Below are 13,409 nucleotides of genomic sequence, written 5' to 3' on the forward strand. Positions count from 1 at the left end.
AGAGACCCAGAGAGATGCGGCAAGTCCTCTGTGACTCCGCGCCTCTGTGGTAGGTTTTGGAGAATCATCTGCCCAGCCAGATCTTCGCCCGCAAATCCATTGACAAACTGATCTCCGACTCCGAGGAGCCGGAGCACAAGCTGCGCAAGACGCTCGGGCCGTGGTCGCTGACGGCGCTGGGCATTGGCGCGGTGATCGGTTCGGGCATCTTCACCGTGATCGGCACGGCGATTGCCGGGCAGAAGTTTGAAGCCGAGAGCGTGCTGCACGCGCCGCTGCTCGAGTACCTGATCCACCACTCGCCGACATTTGGACGTCCGGGCGCCGGGCCGGCCATTGCGCTCTCGTTCGTGCTGGTTGCGATTGTCTGCGCGTTCGCGGCGCTGTGCTACGCGGAACTGGCGTCCATGATTCCGATCGCCGGCTCGGCGTACACCTACACCTACGCGACGATGGGCGAGCTGATCGCGTGGGTGATCGGATGGGACCTCATCCTGGAATACGCCGTCAGCAACATGGCGGTGAGCGTGGGCTTCTCCGAGCACCTGGTGAACCTGCTCGACTTCTTCGGTATTCACCTGCCCAACGCGTGGATGTTCCCCGCGTATCTCCCGTCGGGCAGCATGGTGTTTCCGCCGGGCTGGCACTTCGGATTCAACGTGCCGGCCTTCATCGTGGTGATGATTCTCACGGTGGTGCTGGTGCGCGGCATCCGCGAGTCGGCCGAGACGAACAACGTGATGGTGCTGCTGAAGATCGCCGCCATCATGGTGTTCGTCGGCTTCACCGCCTACCTCATCAATCCGGAGAACTATCACCCCTTCATGCCGAACGGATGGGGCGGCGTGCTCACCGGCGGCGCGATCATCTTCTTCACCTATATCGGGTTCGATTCGGTCTCCACCGCCGCCGAAGAAGCGAAGAACCCGCAGCGCGACGTGCCGTTCGGCATCATCGCCACGCTGCTCATCTGCACCGCGCTCTACGTCGCGGTGGTGGTGGTCTATTGCGGCGTGGAGCTGTGGAACAGCGACATCACCAACAGCGCGGCGCCGGTGGTGAACCTGCTGCGCAAGCTGGGCAAGCCGTGGGTGCGCATCACCGTGCTGGCGGGCGCGATGCTGGGCATGATTTCGTCGCTGCTGGTGTTCCAGCTCGGGCAGGCGCGCGTGTGGTTTGCCATGTCGCGCGATGGCCTGCTGCCGCGGCTGTTCAGCCACGTGCATCCCAGGTTTCGCACGCCGGATACGGCGACGTGGATCGCCGGCTTCGTGGTCGGGATTCCCGCCGGGCTGTTCGACATCGGCACGTTCGCCGACCTTTCGAACATTGGGACGCTGTTTGCGTTTGCGCTGGTGGCGGGCGGAGTATTGATTCTGCGTTATCGCGAGCCGGAGCGGAAGCGCGGCTTCCGCGCGCCCGGCGGGCCGATTGCGCCCGTCATGACCATCCTGTTCTGCCTGCTGCTCATGGCCGGGCTGCCGATCATGAACTGGCTGCGCTTCTTCGGATGGCTGGCCATCGGCCTGGTGATCTACTTCACGTTCAGCCGGCACCGGAGTGAATTCGCGCCGGGACGACAGTCGCGGTGACGCAGCAGGGCCTGACCGTGGATACGCTTTCGCCCGATCACCCGAGCTTCCAGCCGGCCGACGTCAAGATTTCGCCGTTCATTCTCTCCCTGCCCAAAGCTGAACTTCACATTCATCTCGAAGGCGCGATCGCGCCCGACACGCTGGCCGAACTCAGCCGCAAGTACGACGGCGATGCGGCGCTCACGGCGGAGTCCGCGGCTGCGCTGTACAGCTATCCCGATTTCCACGGCTTCCTCATGGCGTTCAAGGCCACGACCGAGAGGCTGCGCGCGCCGGAAGATTACGAGCTGATCACCTACCGCATGATGGAGCGGTTGGCGGCGGAAAACGTGCTGCACGCCGAGGTGATTTTCTCCGCGGGCGTGGCGATGCGGCGCGGCTACGACGTGCACGCCATCTACGCCGGGTGCGAGCGCGGACGCGAGCGCGGCGAGCGCGACCTCGGCGTCTCCGTCATGTGGATCTGGGACGCGGTGCGGCACTTCGGGCCGGAGGCGGCACAGCGCGTGGCCGAAGCCGCCGCGCGGCACGTCGGGGAAAACACGGTCGCGTTCGGCATTGGCGGCGATGAGCGGCGGGCCGGGCCGGAACTATTTCGCGACGTCTTTGCCTGGGCGCGCGGCCACGGGCTGCGCCTGACGGCGCATGCCGGCGAGAGCGCGGGGCCGGAGTCCGTTTGGGGCGCGCTCAACCTGGGCGCCGAGCGGCTGGGTCACGCGCTGCACGCGTGGCAGGACCCGGAGTTGATGGCGGTGCTGGTGGAGCGCCAGGCGCCGATCGAAGCGTGCATCACCAGCAACCTGCGCACGGGATGTTGCGCCGCGATCGGGCAGCATCCGGTGAAGAACTTCTTCGACCTGGGCGCCATGGTCACGCTCAACAGCGACGATCCCGCGATGTTCGGCACTTCGCTCGCCCGCGAGTACGCGCTCGGGCAGCAGCAGTTCGGATTCACCGATGAGCACCTGCGCGAGCTGGCTCGGAATTCGTTCGAGGCGTCGTTCCTGCCGGCGGAGAAGAAGATTGCATTCCTGGACCGGGTGGATGCGGTGGGAGGGTGAAGATGCAGGTTTCAGGTTTCGCGTTTCAGGTGTCGCGTTGCCTAGCGATGATTCTGCTTGTCGCCAGCTGGTGTATGGCGCAGACGGCGGCGCCGGCCGCGCAGCCCGCGCCCGATTCTCTCGAGGCGATGAAGGCGGCGCTCGATCGCGCCAACACGCGCTTGCAGGACTGGGCGCAGCTGGCGCGCTATCGTGACGCCAATCATCAACTGGGCGCGCCCAAGCCGGGTGAGAAGCGCGTGGTCTTTTTGGGCGACTCGATCACCGATGGCTGGAAGCTCGATGAATACTTTCCCGGCAAGGGATACATCAACCGCGGCATCAGCGGGCAAACCACGCCGCAGATGCTGGTGCGCCTGCGTCCCGATGTGATCGACCTTCATCCTCGCGTGGTGCTGATCCTGGCGGGCACGAACGACATTGCCGGCAACACTGGCGCGATGACCACCGAAGCGATCGAGCGCAACTACGCCTCCATGGCCGAACTGCTGCGGCTGCACGGCGCGCAGGTCATCTTCGCCTCGGTCATGCCGGTGCACGACTCCGGCACACGCAAGCAAACCGATCGCCGCGATCCGGCGAAGATCCGCGAGCTGAACGCGTGGCTGCGGCAGTACACGCGCGAACACAAGCTCGGCTACGTGGATTATTTTTCCGCCATGGTCGGGCCCGACGGGCTGATGAAACCGGAACTCGCCAACGACGGGCTCCATCCGAACGCCGAAGGCTACCAGCTGATCGCGCCGCTGGCGGCCAGGGCAGTGGAAGCGGCGCTGCGGAAAACCAAGTAAGGCCGGGTTTTATTCCTACATCCCGAGCGCAGCGAGGGAGCCCTACTCGACCGGGGACCCTCTGGTCAGGGCAGGGATCCCTCGCTTCGCTTCGGGACTTACAAAACACGACGCGTGTGAAACGGGTCGTAGGTTTCTGCTACAACTACTCTCCATGCGCAAAACGCTCGTTCTCATCCTTTGCTTGGCCGGCACGCTGGCGGCGCAGCAGGCGCCCGATTTCAGCCAGTTCATCAAGGTGAACGCGGCGGTGGTTGCGCTCACGCACGTTCGCGTGATCGACGGGACCGGCGCCGCCGCGCGCGACGACCAGACGCTGGTCATCAGCGGCGGGAAGATCCAGTCCATCGGGCCGGCGTCGGCCGCGGTCCCGGCGGGCGCGAAGACGCTCGACCTGGCCGGCTACAGCGTGATGCCCGGCATGGTCGGCATGCACGAGCACCTGTTTTATCCCGCGGGCGGGCCGCCGCCGCTCTTCAGCGAGATGGGCTTCAGTTTTCCGCGCATGTACCTGGCCGGCGGCGTGACCACGGCGCGCACCGGCGGCAGCATCGAGCCGTACACCGACCTGGCCATCAAGCGCAACATCGACACCGGCCAGATGATCGGCCCCAAGCTCCGCATTACCGGGCCGTACCTGGAAGGCGCGGGCAGCTTTACGCCCGATCTGTACGAACTGAAAGACGCCGACGACGCGCGCCGCACGGTGGCCTACTGGTCGCAGGAGGGCGCGACGTCGTTTAAGGCGTACATGAACATCACGCGCGCCGAGCTGGGCGCGGCGATTGACGAAGCGCACAAGCATGGCTTCAAACTGACCGGACATTTGTGCTCGGTCACGTTCTCCGAGGCCGCCGACCTCGGCATCGACAACCTGGAGCACGGCATCACGGAAGACACCGAGTTCGTGGCCGGCAAGAAGCCCGACGAGTGTCCATCGGGGCGGAAGGCGTTGCAGGCGCTGCTGAAGCTCGACATCCAGAGCGCGCCGGTGCAGGCGATGGTCCGCAAGCTGGTGGAGAAGAAAGTCGCCGTGACGTCAACACTCGCCGTGCTGGAAGCATTCGTGCCGAACAGCGCCAGCGAGCCGGCGCGGCGAAAGTCGCTGCTGCAAAAGCGCGTGCTCGACGCCATGTCGGCCGACGCGCGCGCGCGTTACCTGCAGTCGCGCGCCAACATCGGGCCGGAATCGCCCTGGGCCACCGGCATGAAAAAAGAGATGGAGTTCGAACGCAGCTTCGTTGCCGCCGGCGGCCTGCTCATGATGGGCGTGGACCCGACCGGCAACGGCGGGGCGCTGCCCGGCTACGGCGACCAGCGCCAGCTCGAATTGCTGGTCGAGGCCGGCTTCACGCCGCTGGAAGCGATCAGGATCGCCACGCTGAATGCGGCGCAATTCCTGGGCGAAGCCGAGCACATCGGCTCACTCGCGCCCGGCAAGCAGGCCGACGTGCTCGTCATCAAGGGCGACCCGAGCAGGGACATCGGCGACATCGAGAAGCTCGAGATCGTTTTCAAAGACGGTGTCGGCTGGGACTCGGCCGCGCTGTTCGATTCGGTGCGCGGCCTGGTGGGGATTCGTTGAGACAAACTTCATCTGCCACGGACCAACCGGGACCTTCACGGATCATTTTTCACCTCTGCCGTGAAGATCGGTGACGGTCCGTGACGATCCGTGGCAAGCCCTGTTGTGCGGCGGCGCTCGCCCCGCGTTCAGCCTGCATCTAATGTGAGATGGCGGCCCCGTTTCACGTCGGCCGTAGCCGGCGCTCGCTCACGTTTCTATTTGCGGTCGTGCTGGCCGCCCTGCTGCTGCTCAGCGCGATTCTGTGGGTGCAGCGGGAGCCCGCGATCCCGGGTCCGCCGCCTCCGGTCACGGGACAGCCGCAGCGCTAGTCCGCGCGCAGCTCCGGCGTCGCGTTCAACAACGATTGCGTGTAAGGATGCCGCGGCGACGAGGTGATCTCTTCGGCCGTGCCGGTCTCCACGATTTTCCCGCGGTGCATCACCGCGATGCGCGTGGCGAGATACCGCACCAGCGGCATGGAGTGCGAGATGAACAGGTACGTGAGCCCGAACTCCCGCTGAAGCCTGGCCAGCAGGTTCACGATCTGCGCGCCCACGCTGACGTCGAGCGCGGAGACGGGCTCGTCGGCCACGATGAACTTGGGCCGCAACGCCAGCGCCCGCGCAATGCCGATGCGCTGGCGCTGTCCGCCGGAGAATTCGTGGGGATAGCGCTCGAGGGCGGAAGCGTCGAGGCCGACGGCGCGGAGAAGTTCGGCTGCCCGCTGCCCGCTGCGGCGCACTCCCCGCCGGATTTGCGTGGCGCGGACGCCCTCGTCCGCGTTGGAGGGCGGCGACGGCGACGGCGTTTCACCTGAATCGCCGCCGTGAATCACGAACGGCTCCTCCACGATGTCGCGCACGCGCATGCGCGGGTCGAGGGAAGCGAACGGGTCCTGGAAGATGATCTGCATGTCGCGGCGCAGGCGGCGCATGTCGCTGCCGGAAGCGCGCAGCACGTCGCGGTCTTCAAAGCGAATGCTTCCGGAGGTGGGTTCCAGCAGCCTCAAAACCAGCCGCCCAAGCGTGCTCTTGCCCGAGCCCGATTCCCCGACCAGGCCCAGCGTTTCGCCGGCGGCAATGTCGAGCGATACGCCGTCCACGGCGCGCACTTCGCCCTTGGCGGGCGCGCCGAAGAGGGACTCGCCCAGCGGGTAGACCTTCACCAGGTCGCGGACTTCAACCAGGGGCATGGGTCAAAGACTAACCGCAGAGGACGCGGAGGGCGCAGAGAAAAAACAAGGCCGCAGAAGAACTTTTCTGCGCCATTCGCCGTCCGGCGGCAGGCTTCGTCTACGTGGGCTGCGGACGGCGGCCTACCCCTGACGACGGCGGCCTACCCCTGACGAAGAGGTGAAATAAGAACAAGGCCGCAGATTCTCTCCGCGGCCCCTGCGTCTCTGCGGTGAAACCCTTGCTTAGATGTCCAGGTTCTTCACGTCCAGCGCGTTTTCTTCGATGAACTTGCGGCGTGATTCCACGTCTTCGCCCATGAGCGTGGTGAAGATGGTTTCGCAGGCCTCGATGTCTTCGGCTTTTACCGAGAGCAGGGTGCGCTTTTCCGGGTCCATGGTGGTTTCCCAGAGTTGCGGCGCGGTCATCTCGCCCAGGCCTTTGTAGCGCTGCACGGTGTATTCCTTGCGCCCTTCGTTCAGGACGTAGTCGAACAGCTCGCGGACGTTGGTCTTCTCGACCGTTTCGATGGCGGCCCTGGTGCGGCGCGGCGCCGCCCTGGCGGACTTCTTCTCCGCCTTCTCCAGTTCGGCCTTTTCGGCGTCGCTGAGCTCTTCGCCGTCGCCGTTGGTTGCGGTAGTGGCCGGCCGGAAGGCTGCTTCGATGACGAACGGAGGCTGCATGAAGGCCTCGATCTGCTTGAACTTGCTCATCATCTGGCGGTACTCGGGCGTGGCGGCCAGGGCCCAGTTGATTTTGCGCACCGCGCCCTGCGCGTCGGTGAACACGGCCTCCCACAGGCTGTGCTCGGACTCGAACTCGAGCTTCACGTCTTTGAACTCGCGCTCTTTCTGCAGAGCTTTCAGTTTCTTCTCGAGCTTCTGAAGCTTCGCCGGAGGATTTTTCGGATCGCTCTCGAAGTCGGCGCGCTTGGCCAGGTCCAGGCGAGGCAGCAGATCGGTGACTTTTTCGTCGCGCAGGCGCTTGTCAACTTTTTCGAAGAAGCCCAGATACTCGTTCAGCGTGGTCATGAACTTGGCGAGCTGCGCGCCTTCCAGCTTGGCGGCGCCTTCGCCGTAGCGCACGATCAGCCCCTCGGCGGCGCGCTTCACCATCACGCGCACGAACTCGCGGTCGTCCTTGATGTACTGCACGCTCTTGCCCTTCTTGATGGAGTACAGCGGCGGCTGCGCGATGAACACGTTGCCGTGTTTGATGAGTTCGCCCATGTGGCGGAAAAAGAACGTGAGCAACAGCGTGCGGATGTGCGAGCCGTCCACGTCGGCGTCGGTCATGAGAATGACCTTGCCGTAGCGGAGCTTGGCGAGATCGAAGTCGTCTTTGCCGATGCCGGTGCCCAGCGCCGTGATCATGGCGCGGATTTCCTCGTGGCCGAGCATCTTGTCGTAGCGCGCTTTTTCGACGTTGAGGATCTTGCCCTTCAGCGGCAGGATGGCCTGGAAGCGGCGGTCGCGTCCCTGCTTGGCGGTGCCGCCGGCGCTCTCGCCCTCGACGAGAAACAGCTCGCAGCGATTGGGATCGCGCTCGGAGCAGTCGGCGAGTTTGCCGGGGAGTCCGCCGCCATCGAGCGCGCCTTTGCGGCGCGTGAGGTCGCGGGCCTTGCGCGCGGCCTCGCGCGCGCGGGCGGCTTCGATCGCCTTGTTGATGATCTTGCGCGCCACCGGCGGGTTCTGCTCAAAGTAGGCGCCCAGGCGCTCGTTCACGAATGCCTGCACCACGCCGGCGATATCGGAGTTCAGCTTGCCCTTGGTCTGGCCTTCGAACTGCGGCTGCGGCAGCTTCACGCTGACCACCGCTACCAGGCCCTCGCGCACGTCGTCGCCGGTGAGCGTTTCTTTTTCGTCTTTGAACGACCCGAGCTGCTTGCCGGCGTAGTTGATGGTGCGGGTGAGCGCGGTACGGAAGCCGGAGAGGTGCGTGCCGCCGTCCACCGTGTTGATGTTGTTGGCGAAGCTGAACACGTTTTCCGAGTAGCCGTCGTTGTACTGCAGCGCGATCTCCATGGCGACCTGGTCGCGCTCGGCTTCCATGTAGATGGGCTTTTCGTGCAGCACGTTCTTGCCGCGGTTCAGGTGCTTGATGAACTCGGCGATGCCGCCCGTGTACTTGAACTCGACTTTTTTCGCTTCCCCGGTCTTGGCGTCGGTGGTGCGCTCGTCGGTGAGCGTGATGAGCAGGCCCTTGTTGAGGAAGGCCAGCTCGCGCAGGCGCTGCGAGAGCGTGTCGAAGTTGTACTCGACGGTGGTGAAGATTTCCTTGTCGGGCACGAAGTGGACCTTGGTGCCGCGCTTCTTGGTGGTGCCGGCTTTCTTCAGCTTGGTGGCGGGCTCGCCCTTGGAGTACTCCTGCACCCAGGTGTGTCCGTCGCGCCAGATCTCCAGGTCGAGCTGGTAGCTGAGCGCGTTGACCACCGAGACGCCCACGCCGTGCAGTCCGCCGGAAACTTTGTAGGTGGAGGTGTCGAATTTTCCGCCGGCGTGCAGCTTGGTCATCACGACCTGGGCGGCGGGAAGCTTTTCGCCGTCCACGTCCATCGTGTCCACCGGGATGCCGCGGCCGTTGTCGATCACGGTGATGGAGTTGTCGATGTGGATGGTGACTTCGATTTTGTCGGCGTAGCCGGCCAGCGCTTCGTCAACCGAGTTGTCCACGACTTCGTACACCAGGTGGTGCAGACCCATCTCGCCGGTCGAGCCGATGTACATGGCCGGGCGCTTGCGCACCGCTTCCATGCCGCCCAGGACCTTGATGGAGTCGGCGGTGTAGTCGCCGTTGCCACCGTTATTGACGGCTGCTTTCTTGGATTTTTCCGGCTTGGCTTCCGCCACGGCTGCGCCTGCTTCCAGATTCTTGGTCGCCATTGGGCTCCACTTCTGCTCGGCCTGGCTGGGAGACACTTCGCGCCGCACCGCTGCCTGCTTGAGAGCTGGACGGCGGCGGGTTAGATGTGCTTCAAAGCATTGATATATAAGTCACTTAGGCCGTACCCGATTACTGCTTATTGTAGCACATTCGGGGCCGAAGTGGGGCGGTGACAGCTTCACCGCGGAGGCACGGAGACGCGGAGACGCGGAGAAAATCAGTGCCTTGGCCTGTACGAAACGTCGACGGAAATTACGGGACCGCAGAGGCTCACTCCTGGGCCGTCGAACCCGAACGTCACATGCGCGACGAAAGAAGTTGCGTTTTCGTCCAGCAACCATGGCGGCCATCTCCATTTTGCGCGCCCCTTCGAAAACCCGGAATCTGAGGCGGTCCTCCGCGCCTCAGCGTCTCCGCGGTTTGATTACGGCTACGCCGCGACCGGCTGGGCGCAGTGCGAGCAGCGCCTGGCGGCGATGGGAATTTCGCTCAGGCACTCGGCACACTTTTTCGTGGTCGGGTCGGGCGGCGCGTCGCCGCGGTTCATGCGAGCGGTGAGCGCGTTCAGCGGCGTCACGATGAAGAAGTACACCGCGATGGCGATGAGCAGGAACGAGATCACCGCGTTGAGGAACGCGCCGTAGAGGAACGTGGCGTTGTTCACGGTCAACGTGAGTGATTCGAAGTTCGGTTTGCCGAAGATGGCCGAGATGAGCGGCGTGAGCAGGTCTTTCACGAAGGCGTCAACCACCGCGCCGAAGGCCGCGCCCATCACCACCGCCACCGCCAGGTCCACTACGTTACCGCGCAGGATGAACTGCTTGAAGCCTTTGAACATGGCGCCCTCCGTTGCCAACCTCGACGGGCGACACTCTACGCCTGTGCCTCGGAGTCGGCAACTTGCGCCGGCGGCGGGTAGTGGGTCAGTTCCAGGCGGTTTGAAAGGGCACGGCTTCAGCCGTTCCGTAAAACGACTCCTTTCATTGGGATCGCGCCGAGGGAGCTGCGCGACTGAGGCGCGGACCCACGACCGGCAGCGGCACTCGCCACACAGCCTTCAGCCCCTGCGGCCTCACAGCCGAGGGGCTGAGTTGATAGGCGGCAGTGCTGCTCGTCAGTTTCCTTTAGCGGGAAGCGGGAAGCCGCTTACGCAACGCGGCTGAGCGCACCGGACCCGTGCTGCTTCACTACTTTGTTGTACACGCCCATGATGAGAAACGCGGGCGCCCACTGGCCCACGAACAAGGCCCAGTCGTCGCGTCCCATCATTTTGAGCACGGCGGAAGCGCCCATGGAGGCAAGCGCGGCCCCAAGGTAGCCGCTGGAGGGAATTTTTGCGGTTTGTGACTCGATGGCGCCGGTGAAGGGGTCTTCTTTCTCACCCCGGCTGCGAATGCGGCGTTCGATTGCCATGCTGCTTCTCCTCAATGAGCTTCGGCCGCCAGATCGAGCACGACGAGCCGCGTTTGTGGGATCAGATGCGAGGGCGAGGGTAACGGAAACCGCCGCCCCGAGCTGACCAGCCCTCGCGGCACCGGGCACAGGCTCTCGCCGGGCGGCAGAGGCCGCGATCGTCCCCGGCGGCCCGGCGGGGCAGGGCGGCGCAATTGACAAGGCGGCGCGGCGGCGCTAACGTGCGCGGGCGCGCGACAGCACCCTGGCCGCGCCAATCTTCCCAGGGGGTGAAAGCATGCGTTGTCGAGCCATCGTGATCGGTTTTCTTCCTGCATTCCTGCTTCTCACCGCGGCTGCTCAAACGCGCAGTCCCCGCCGTCCGGCGGGAACGCGCGCGCCGTCCGCTGCGGCGGAAAAGCCGAAGTACAAGGGCATCTTCGAACCGGTGAACTACGACCAGGACGTGAAGCTGATGAGCGTGTACTGCTCCGGTCCGCAGAGCTGCTGGGCGGCGGGCGGCGCCAGCGAGATCCGGGGCGGCGTGATTCTGCACACCGCCGACCAGGGCAAGACGTGGACGGTGGAGGCGGGCGATCCGCAGTCGGCCGACCGCGCCTTCGTGCAACTGCGCTTCCTCGACGGGCATACCGGGTTCGCCGTGCAGCACACCGGCCAAGCGTCGAACCTGTATCGCACCGACGACGGAGAGCATTGGCTGCCGGTGGGCAAGATCGCCGAGCATATTGCCGACTATCACTTCAGTTCGCCGACCACCGGGGTGGCCGTGGGCGGCGAGAGCATTGACTACACCCAGGATGCAGGCAAGACCTGGAATCCGGTGGCGCACTGCCGGGCGAACGCGCAGGTCAACGGCCTGGCGCGCAGCGTGAAGTGTAATTTCCTCTCCCTGAGTTTCCCCACCGGCAGCACGGGGTACGCCGCCGCCAAGTCGGATGAGACTGACCAGAACCTGTTCCTGGCCAAGACGACCGACGGCGGTGCGAGCTGGACGATGATGACCCTCGACATCGTGGGCGAACATCCCGGGCCGAAGGACGTTTACTTCGTCAACGCCGACACCGGCTTCCTGCGGGTGGGAGGGGCCGACACCGGCAAGCTCTACAAGACGACCAACGGCGGGCAGACATGGACGGCGATTGCGACGTCGCCCGGGGAGCGCATGTCGTTTTCCTCCGACAAGGCCGCAGCCTGGGCATTCCACTACAGCCGCATGGGATTCAGCGCCGACGGAGGCGAGCACTGGTCAACCCGGCAAGAGCGCTTCCCGGCGACGCCGTGGGACGCCAGCCTGCCGCGCGCGAACTTTGGCATGGTGGTGGGTGAGCACGGCATGGCCTACCGGTATCGCATCGTGCCGGCAGCCTACACTGCCAAGGGAATGCTCGACGCCCCCGCGCTCAGCAGCACCCCGACGCCGTAATCGGCGTCGGGTTTGCTACGAGTCAGTTTTTCTTCGGGGCGGAGCGGACCGGACCGGCAGGCAGGGCAGAAAACTTCACCGAGTCGAGCGTCTCCAGCGCCTCTTCCAGTTGCGCCTCGCTCACGCCCACGCAATCGAAGCTGAGGGCGTGGTGGTTGACCACGGTGACGGTGAGGGCGTGGAAGACGAATCCGTCTCCCACCTTCTGCCTGGTGCGCTGGCGCCAGAATCCGCGGCCGGCCAGGGCCACCTGCTGCACGTCGCCCAGCGGCTCGAAGGCCTCGCCCATGTTGTCCAGCATGTTGGCCAGGTAGTCGGCGCCCGTTTTAACCTCCGGATACTGCGTGAGCGATTCGGCGCTCACCAGCACGCTCTCGCCCGCCGGCGTGGAGGTAGCCAGCGCCAGGAAGTGCGAGCCGCTCACGGCCGCGCGGCCCTGCTCGGCGCCGAGGAGTTGCTCGGTTTGGCGGCGGGTTGACTCGCGCATCGCCGTCATCTCCTCGTTGCCCGCCCACACCCAGTTCTGCGGCGTCGTGTAGCTGAATCCGAAGTAGCGGTTCGTGTACGTGTGCCCGGTCGTGGTGGCGCCCGCTTCGGGAGATACGGTGCGGACACGCGGGCGAGCGGCGGGAGGCGCAGCCTTCTGCGCGGGCGTAGTCGCTATTTGGGCGAGAGCTAGGGCTGCGATGAGAGATGAGAGCACAGGTGGCCGCACGGTTACTCGCCGATCTTTGCAGTCATGCCGCAGCTACGATGAGCAGGAGTTCTTGAGCTAGGCGCCCCGGCGTCCGCTTGATTTCCCGAGGGTCAAAGAGAAATCCAGCCTGCTAGGCCTTACGCCTGTAACGCTGAACGCCACTCGGTTGTCGCCGACCGCTTCAATCCTAAGCGGGAGTGACAGTTGCTGTGCCGATTCCCGACGGCTCGGCCGACGCGGGAGAACTCGCCGCAAGTCGGTAACATCATAAGGTATTGCAATACCATGATGTTCAAGTGCCATCGCGACTGTTCGAATACTTGGCACCTGCGGCCTTCGCCTGTATTGGTAAAGACTTGATCGGTCAATACCGACAGAGCGCGCAAAAGTTTCATCGGTGTGGGTGCCGTCACGCCTGCTCTGGTCCCACTTGCGCATTAGCGCGGCGGTGAACGCCTTTGCAAAAGTGACATCCTCGCGAGTTCGCTTTTTGGCCATGGAACCAGTTGTTGTAATAACAAATTGTTATTATATCAACACCAACCAAGGTTATAATCCCCGGCGGCGGGAGTGGACCTCATGGCAAATCAGGGGGTATTCCAGACGGAACTGAAAGTGTTCAGTGCGCACCGGGCTGCGTGGGCGCTAGCCCATCCTCAGGAATACGTTGTCATCCGACGAACTGAAGTTGTCGGCTTCTACCCCACCTTCGACAAGGCGCTGGAAGCCGCCCTGTCGAAGTACGCAATCGGGGAGTGTCTAGTCAAGCAGATCTTCGACCGAGATCCGGTTTACGCCATCTTCTGA

At 64.5% G+C, this 13,409-nt stretch carries 12 protein-coding genes; 7 read left to right on the forward strand and 5 right to left on the reverse strand.

The window, feature by feature from the left end; genetic code table 11:
* Window positions 1-56 precede the first annotated feature (56 nt).
* From VFA60_06745 to VFA60_06765, 5 genes are all read left to right on the forward strand, one after another.
* Entirely contained in the window at window positions 57-1,592 is a 1,536-nt protein-coding gene (locus VFA60_06745) for an amino acid permease (GenBank protein ID HZQ91472.1), read from the forward strand.
* Complete coding sequence (gene add / locus VFA60_06750) at window positions 1,589-2,656, forward strand: adenosine deaminase (protein ID HZQ91473.1); 1,068 nt, start codon at window positions 1,589-1,591, stop codon at window positions 2,654-2,656. Before VFA60_06745 ends, add begins: the two co-directional genes overlap by 4 nt.
* Before the next feature lie 47 nt (window positions 2,657-2,703).
* Window positions 2,704-3,447, forward strand: a complete 744-nt coding sequence (locus tag VFA60_06755; protein HZQ91474.1) for an SGNH/GDSL hydrolase family protein — start codon at window positions 2,704-2,706, stop codon at window positions 3,445-3,447.
* Window positions 3,448-3,601: 154 nt separating this feature from the next.
* A complete protein-coding gene (locus VFA60_06760) occupies window positions 3,602-5,032 on the forward strand; it encodes an amidohydrolase family protein (protein ID HZQ91475.1) in 1,431 nt (476 codons plus the stop codon).
* Between the two features lie 149 nt (window positions 5,033-5,181).
* A complete protein-coding gene (locus tag VFA60_06765) occupies window positions 5,182-5,343 on the forward strand; it encodes a hypothetical protein (GenBank protein ID HZQ91476.1) in 162 nt (53 codons plus the stop codon).
* On the opposite strand, the gene VFA60_06770 is transcribed toward VFA60_06765, so the two are convergent.
* The 4 genes from VFA60_06770 to VFA60_06785 form a co-directional block, all read right to left on the reverse strand.
* On the reverse strand, window positions 5,340-6,206 hold the full coding sequence (locus VFA60_06770) for an ATP-binding cassette domain-containing protein (GenBank protein HZQ91477.1): 867 nt from the start codon (window positions 6,204-6,206) through the stop codon (window positions 5,340-5,342). The genes VFA60_06765 and VFA60_06770 overlap by 4 nt on opposite strands.
* Window positions 6,207-6,431: 225 nt before the next feature.
* Entirely contained in the window at window positions 6,432-9,068 is a 2,637-nt protein-coding gene (gyrB, locus tag VFA60_06775; GenBank protein HZQ91478.1) for a DNA topoisomerase (ATP-hydrolyzing) subunit B, read from the reverse strand.
* Between the two features lie 431 nt (window positions 9,069-9,499).
* The gene (gene mscL / locus VFA60_06780; protein ID HZQ91479.1) at window positions 9,500-9,907 is read right to left on the reverse strand and encodes a large conductance mechanosensitive channel protein MscL; all 408 of its coding nucleotides are present in this window, start codon (window positions 9,905-9,907) and stop codon (window positions 9,500-9,502) included.
* Window positions 9,908-10,215: 308 nt separating this feature from the next.
* Window positions 10,216-10,482: a hypothetical protein gene (locus VFA60_06785; GenBank protein ID HZQ91480.1), complete on the reverse strand. Its 267-nt coding sequence runs from the start codon at window positions 10,480-10,482 to the stop codon at window positions 10,216-10,218.
* Between the two features lie 277 nt (window positions 10,483-10,759).
* Between VFA60_06785 and VFA60_06790 the strand changes: the two genes are divergently transcribed.
* Window positions 10,760-11,905 carry a YCF48-related protein gene (locus tag VFA60_06790; GenBank protein ID HZQ91481.1) on the forward strand — a complete coding sequence of 382 codons (1,146 nt, stop codon included), beginning with the start codon at window positions 10,760-10,762 and terminating at the stop codon, window positions 11,903-11,905.
* 22 nt (window positions 11,906-11,927) lie between these two features.
* Here the strand turns inward: VFA60_06790 and VFA60_06795 are convergent, their stop codons facing one another.
* Window positions 11,928-12,608, reverse strand: a complete 681-nt coding sequence (locus VFA60_06795) for a hypothetical protein (GenBank protein HZQ91482.1) — start codon at window positions 12,606-12,608, stop codon at window positions 11,928-11,930.
* A gap of 573 nt (window positions 12,609-13,181) precedes the next feature.
* Between VFA60_06795 and VFA60_06800 the strand changes: the two genes are divergently transcribed.
* Complete coding sequence (locus VFA60_06800; GenBank protein ID HZQ91483.1) at window positions 13,182-13,409, forward strand: hypothetical protein; 228 nt, start codon at window positions 13,182-13,184, stop codon at window positions 13,407-13,409.

It is taken from the genome of Terriglobales bacterium, assembly GCA_035651995.1.
Lineage (GTDB): Bacteria > Acidobacteriota > Terriglobia > Terriglobales > Acidobacteriaceae > DASRER01.

Coding starts and splice junctions, on each gene's coding strand:
- VFA60_06755 (HZQ91474.1), top strand. CDS start 2,704: ATGATTCTGCTTGTCGCCAGCTGGTGTATGGCGCAGACGGCGGCGCCG.
- VFA60_06760 (HZQ91475.1), top strand. CDS start 3,602: ATGCGCAAAACGCTCGTTCTCATCCTTTGCTTGGCCGGCACGCTGGCG.
- VFA60_06765 (HZQ91476.1), top strand. CDS start 5,182: ATGGCGGCCCCGTTTCACGTCGGCCGTAGCCGGCGCTCGCTCACGTTT.
- VFA60_06770 (HZQ91477.1), bottom strand. CDS start 6,206: ATGCCCCTGGTTGAAGTCCGCGACCTGGTGAAGGTCTACCCGCTGGGC.
- gyrB (HZQ91478.1), bottom strand. CDS start 9,068: ATGGCGACCAAGAATCTGGAAGCAGGCGCAGCCGTGGCGGAAGCCAAG.
- mscL (HZQ91479.1), bottom strand. CDS start 9,907: ATGTTCAAAGGCTTCAAGCAGTTCATCCTGCGCGGTAACGTAGTGGAC.
- VFA60_06785 (HZQ91480.1), bottom strand. CDS start 10,482: ATGGCAATCGAACGCCGCATTCGCAGCCGGGGTGAGAAAGAAGACCCC.
- VFA60_06790 (HZQ91481.1), top strand. CDS start 10,760: ATGCGTTGTCGAGCCATCGTGATCGGTTTTCTTCCTGCATTCCTGCTT.
- VFA60_06800 (HZQ91483.1), top strand. CDS start 13,182: ATGGCAAATCAGGGGGTATTCCAGACGGAACTGAAAGTGTTCAGTGCG.